We start from the raw sequence: 5578 nt of genomic DNA on the forward strand, positions 1-5578 counted from the left end.
GGCGATGCCGCAGCCCGAGCAAGGCCCCGTCGCGGTGACCGAGGCGCCGGCGGCCCAGCCGGCCACCAGCGGCGGCGATGCCGGTTCGCTGAGCGGCGCGGCCCAGACCCAGCCGCTGCAGCCGGGCGAGAGCCTGCAGGTCGCGCAGCAGTGGAAGGACAACCTGAAGAAGGACTTCGGCCTCAACGACGCCCAGGCCGCTGGCATCGTCGGCAACCTGTGGCACGAGAGCGGCGGCATGAATTCCGGCATCACGCAGGGCGGCGGCATCGGCGGGCCGAACGGCAACATGGCCGACGACAACGGCAACGGCTATGGCATCGCCCAGTGGGGCGGGGTGCGCAAGCAGGGCCTGATCGATTTCGCCAAGGCCAACAAGCTCGACCCGTCGAGCCAGGCCGCCAACTACGGCTACCTGAAGCAGGAGCTGCAGGGCGAGTACAAGGGCGCGATCGACGCGGTGAAGGGCACGAACGACGTGGCCGGCGCCACCGCGGCCTTCTGCAACAGTTTCGAGAAGCCGAGCGATCCGCAGATGGCGTCGCGGGTGGAGTACGCGATGAAGCTGGGCTGAGCGAGCATCAGTCCTCGAGGTGCGGCTGTCGCCGGACAACGCCCTGCACGACCGCACCATCGTCCCCAGCCGCGGTTGCGCCACGGTGCCGTCCATTGGTTCGCCCACCTCGCCCGTCGCGTCCTGCAGGTGATCGGCCCACAGCCAGCGGCCGACGTAGTCGCCGCTGCAGAAGGCGTTCAGCTGGCGCAGTGGCGACCCGACCGTGAGCAGCTGGATGTCGGGCAGCGGGTTCCCGGGCGCCGAGATCCATGGCTTCGACGGGCCGTCGGGCAGGTTCCCCTCCGGGTCGGTGCGCAAGAAGCGCAGCAGGTCCGCGGTGATGACGGTCCCCTGGGGCCGAGCAAGACGAGCGAAGCCACGCCGCGGTCGTACGCGATCGTCATCAGCGCCCCGAAGAGGCACATCGCGAGCCATGCCTGGCGCCTTTCGCCATGGCACGCAAGGTCACCGCCTCGGTGCCACAGGCTTGCGCGGGGCGGTGGATGTCCGACAGCAGCGACCGCCGCAGGGATTTCCACAGCCCGCGGTCGATCGACGAGGGCGACGCAGAGGCCCGGCCGGTGGCGGCCGGCCGCGGCTCCAATGGCGCCACGGGCAGTCGCTTGGGTACAGGGCCAGACGATGACCCTAGGCCGCGTACTGCAGGCCCGTCTCCCAGGCCGGCTCCATCGCCTGCAGAAGTGATGCGGGCACGCGCGCATCTTGCCGCGCATCCTGCAGCGTCTGCCGCATGGCCTGCGCGATGCGCTCGAGCACCTGGGCGGGTTGGCTGACGCCGCAGACGCGCCGCCCGAAATCGTGCAGCTCTTCGACGGTGGGATAGGCCTTGCTGCCGTGCTTGCCGGCGAAGAGCTTGAGCGCGAGTGTTCTGTCTTCCAGCTCGGGGCCACCTGCGTACCGCGTGTAGCGGTAGATGGACGTCGTCACCACGTCGAACAGCGGAGCCAGCCACGCCTGGGTCTCGCTGCGGTAGAGCACGCCGAAGTTCTTCAGGTGGGCGTCGCCGTTGCGCACCATGACGCACAAGGCCACCTGCTCGAAGAAGCGATGCAGGTTGTCGCTGTGCAATTGCATCTGGCGAAGCAGCTCGGCCACGCGCTGGTAGCTGCCCTGGTACTTGCGGTCGGACAACACGTCGCGCACGCGCAGCCCTGCGAGCGCGGCGATGTCCTCGAAGCCGAGGCGCTCGATGCGGCCGTCGTCGTGCGCGACGATGTCGARTCGATCGAGTATCAGCATCTGCCCATCGTCGGAGAGCGAGAACTCGGGCACCTGAATGCCAGCGCGCCGGGCCGTGGAGAGGCAGAGGAACTCGTTGGCCGCGAGACCCGGATACCCCGGACCGGCCGCCTTGACGATGAGCGAGGGCACCGGCACGGTGGGCCGCGCGGGCACCATGATCTTGGGCTGCATGCCTGCGATGCCGGCGCCGGTGCTCAGGTAGGCTGCCACGAGCTCGCCGAACACCTCGGGCGTGTACGGGGTGCTGAGCAGTTCTGCCTTGCTGATGACGCGAGGCGCGGCCACTGCGGGGGCGCCGGGCAGGTGGTAGCCCAGGCGGCCGATGCCGTTGCGGCCGGCCAGCGCCAGCAGGTGCATGGGCGTCATCGGCTGCTTGGGAAACAGCTCGCGGATGCGCATGAACAGGTCGCCCTCGGGCAGGTTCTGGTCCATGGGTGCGAACAGGTCGCTGTCTTGCCAGGTCAGTTTCCGCTTCGGCGGCATGAGCAGGGCCACCGACGCTTGCTCCGGGTCGGGCGCGAGATAGCGGAACTCATAGGCGGATGCCTTGAGCAGTTGCCCCGCATGGGGCGCGCCGCCGATGTCGACTTCGAGTGCGCGGATCTTTTCAGGGAGCATCGTCGTCGTCCTGGAAGCGGCGTGAGACTTCATCCGCGGTGGGCAGCCCCACCCGCTCCAGCCGCAGTGCGAGGCCCAGCGCACCCAGCACGGCCATCAAGGACGACACGGTGGTGTCTTCGCCGGCCTCAAGCCGGTAGATGACTTCGCGGACTTTTCCTGCCTTCTCGGCCAGCGCGGATTTGCTCAGGCCGAGTGTTTTCCGGTGCTCGCCCAGTGCGCGGCCCAACTCATCCGGAAGGCGAATTCTGTCAGTCATGACTTGCAATTATAGGGAGAAGTAGCAATATTGTAAGTTATGACTTTCAGTATTCCTCGGCCCTATGGATTCGATGCGTCGGTCACGACGTGGGCGGACCGCCTGTGGCCGGTGGYGGGCTGACGATGATCGCGTGGGCTCTGTCGCAGGCGCGCACGGAGAGCAGGAGCAGCTCGTCGCCACCCCGCTCAGCGACGAACGCGATAGCGGATGTGCGTGGCATCCGGTGTGTCGATCACCCGAACGATCTCCAGCTCGATCCGCGAAGGCAACAGCTCGAACAACCGACGGCCGCCACCGAACAGCACTGGGATCTGATGGATCTGCAGCTCGTCCAGCACACCGGCCTCGAGTGCCCGTTGTGCTGTGTACKCGCCGAGCATCAGCACGTTCAGGTTGCCGGCGGCGGCCTTCGCCTGAGCCATCGCGCTCTCGATTCCGTCGCGCACATACCTCACCAACGGATAGTTCGCGACAGATGGGCCGGGCGGCCGGTGGCTGGGCACGAAGATCGGGACACCGTGGTTGTCACCGCCCCAGTGATCGATTTGCTCCACGGTACGCCGACCCGCCACTATCGAACCCGGCGTGTTCCACTCGTCCCACAATTCTCCGACGGCCCCAGACGGCCGGGAGAAGTCCCCGTACCACTCGTGCAGCCGGTCGAAGGCATCGCCTCCAGGATTGCCGACCTCGTCGTTCGGACCGGCGATATATCCGTCGAGCGACATTGACATGAACAGTACCGATGCAGACATCTGAGTCTCCTGTGCTCTCGAAAGAATGGTGCTGTATCTGTGCGACGAAGGAGGAGCAGCAGAATCGACAGGGTCGCTTCAGCTTTTGCGACTGTGCCCCACTCTGCGAGTTCTATGCGGGCGGGCAGGCCGTCATGGCGCAACTGCTGGGCGCTGGCGCCAGCGACCCAGACATCGAGGCGCGGCTGGACTGACCGTACTTACTCTTGGGGATGCATGGGGCGAGGCATCCGCCTAGCCTGACCCGCGGCGCATGGACCCGAGGCGTCGACAGACTGCGGCAGGCGACCCATGGACTTCGTCGACAGGATTTTCGGCATCTGGCACGAGGGCGCCTCCCACGCGCTCGTGAGCCAGCGCTTGTCCCGCCTGCTGGTCGCGATCGTGATGGCCGCGCATGTGACGACGGCATGGGGTGTCGATTGTTCGACGTTGCACCCGAGCACCTCGCGCCAGCCGCCGTATGGTCCGATGGCAGGGCCCGAGCGCTGCGAGGGCTTCTACGACAGGACAGTCTCGCAATCGTTCGTCGAGTTGGTATCGCTCACGCGCGGTGCCGGACTGACGGGAGAGAAGGCCGCAGGCACGTTGCTGTTGCAAGCCGCTGCCCGGGCACCGCTGCGGCTCGTGGTGCAGCCGATGCCGTCATCGCCGTTCTACCGGGTCGAGGCGGACTTGCTGGCGGGTCAGCCGCTGAGCTGGGACCCTGCGCCGATGCTGGGTGCAACACGCCTGCGAGCGAGCGACCTGGGCTTCCTCGCACTGACGCGTCGCACCGGTGCTGCAGGTGGCCCGGCTGCGGCTCCGGTGGCGCTCTCGGCTTCCGCCCTGGCGCAGCCGGATGCAGTGGCCACGGTTCGCGCCTCGGTTCGCATCGCCTCGCTCGCGTGGCGCAGCTACCGCCTCGGGGAGGGAGGGCCTGCGCGCTGGATCGACGTGCCGGATGCGCAACGCTATCCGTGGCAACGGCTGAGCATCGCCATCCCGATGCCCGCCGATGGCAAGGGCTTTGCCGTTGATGTGCAGGCCGTCGACGCAGACAGCCGCCAGGCCCTCCCCATGCTCCGATTCACGGTGCTCGGGGCGCTGGATGACTGACGAGCTTGCTTCGCAACGAAAGTTGCTGGCCGGGCAATTGGCCGCCCGCTTGCGGACCCCCGATGCGCCGCTCACCGAACTGAAGGATCTCCAGGAGCGACTGCGCATCGTCGACAACGTGCTCGCGGAGCAGCGCGCTGCGGCTGGACGCGGCCTGGGGCGTGTGCTGGCACCGATGTTGGCGGTGGCTGTCGTGCTGACGCTCGCGGCGACCTTGCAGGTTCCGGCGGTCCCGCTGGGACTCGAACTGCAGGCCGGTTCGGCCACCCTGGCGATGGCCGGTGCCTCGGCGATCGGACCCCTGGGGTTGCGTGGCGACACCCGGGTCGAAGGCTTCAGTCTGCTGGCGTCTCCCGACTCGACCCTCGTGCAGGCTTTCATGGCCAATCCCTCCGGTGCGATCGTTCTGCGCGCCGATGAAGCAACGCTGAGCACATTGCGTTGGCCGGCCGATACCCGGCTCACGGTGCAAGCCGATCCCGCGATGCTCTCGTTGCGCCTGGAAGGCCCCCGTTCCGGCACGCAGGCGGAGTTCGATTTGCGTGGGCGCACCACGCTGCGCCTGTCGGAGGCCGCGGTGCCGGAGGAACGGCGATACGACCATGGCGAATGGATTCGCCTTTCGGCCGGCGACGCGAACGGCGGCGTCGCTTCGTCGATGTCGCTGTCACTGAGCCGCGCCGTCGGCGCACCCATTCGGCTGAGCGAGCTGCGTCCGGTGGCGCTGCGATTCGCCGAACGGCGAGCCAGCGCAACCGGCGTTGCGGCGGTCGTCTCGAGCATCGAGGGTGGAACGATCACGTTGCCTGCCACGGGTGAGAGCGTCAAGCTCGCGGCCGGCGACTGGCTCGAGCTGGACGGGCTGGTGATCGAGCGTTGCGAAGTCCTGGCGGACGGGCTGCTGACGCTGCGGCTCAACGGCTCCGCCGGTGCAATGCGGCTGAGGGTGGGTGAATTCGAACGCTCGCTCAAGCCGAGCTGGCTTGAATACGCGGCCCGCCACCATCTGATGAAGCTGCTCTGGGG

The 5578-nt window shown here is 67.7% G+C and carries 6 protein-coding genes; 3 read left to right on the top strand and 3 right to left on the bottom strand.

The window, feature by feature from the left end; translation table 11 throughout:
* Window positions 1-574: phage tail tip lysozyme (locus tag AC1D15_RS16125; RefSeq protein ID WP_477826757.1), on the top strand; the 574-nt coding region annotated here is incomplete at its 5' end.
* Window positions 575-1204: 630 nt separating this feature from the next.
* On the opposite strand, the gene AC1D15_RS16130 is transcribed toward AC1D15_RS16125, so the two are convergent.
* From AC1D15_RS16130 to AC1D15_RS16140, 3 genes are all read right to left on the bottom strand, one after another.
* Window positions 1205-2437 carry a type II toxin-antitoxin system HipA family toxin gene (locus tag AC1D15_RS16130; protein WP_477826758.1) on the bottom strand — a complete coding sequence of 411 codons (1233 nt, stop codon included), beginning with the start codon at window positions 2435-2437 and terminating at the stop codon, window positions 1205-1207.
* On the bottom strand, window positions 2427-2696 hold the full coding sequence (locus AC1D15_RS16135) for a helix-turn-helix domain-containing protein (protein ID WP_477826759.1): 270 nt from the start codon (window positions 2694-2696) through the stop codon (window positions 2427-2429). The genes AC1D15_RS16130 and AC1D15_RS16135 overlap by 11 nt, the downstream gene beginning before the upstream one ends.
* 188 nt (window positions 2697-2884) lie before the next feature.
* Complete coding sequence (locus tag AC1D15_RS16140) at window positions 2885-3454, bottom strand: dihydrofolate reductase family protein (RefSeq protein WP_477826760.1); 570 nt, start codon at window positions 3452-3454, stop codon at window positions 2885-2887.
* Between the two features lie 291 nt (window positions 3455-3745).
* On the opposite strand from AC1D15_RS16140, the gene AC1D15_RS16145 reads away from it, so the two are divergent.
* On the top strand, window positions 3746-4552 hold the full coding sequence (locus tag AC1D15_RS16145) for a hypothetical protein (RefSeq protein ID WP_477826761.1): 807 nt from the start codon (window positions 3746-3748) through the stop codon (window positions 4550-4552).
* A partial coding sequence (locus AC1D15_RS16150) for a serine/threonine-protein kinase (protein ID WP_477826762.1) occupies window positions 4545-5578 on the top strand: 1034 nt, incomplete at its 3' end. The genes AC1D15_RS16145 and AC1D15_RS16150, both read left to right, overlap by 8 nt.

This window comes from Rhizobacter sp. P2_H2, from assembly GCF_056403375.1.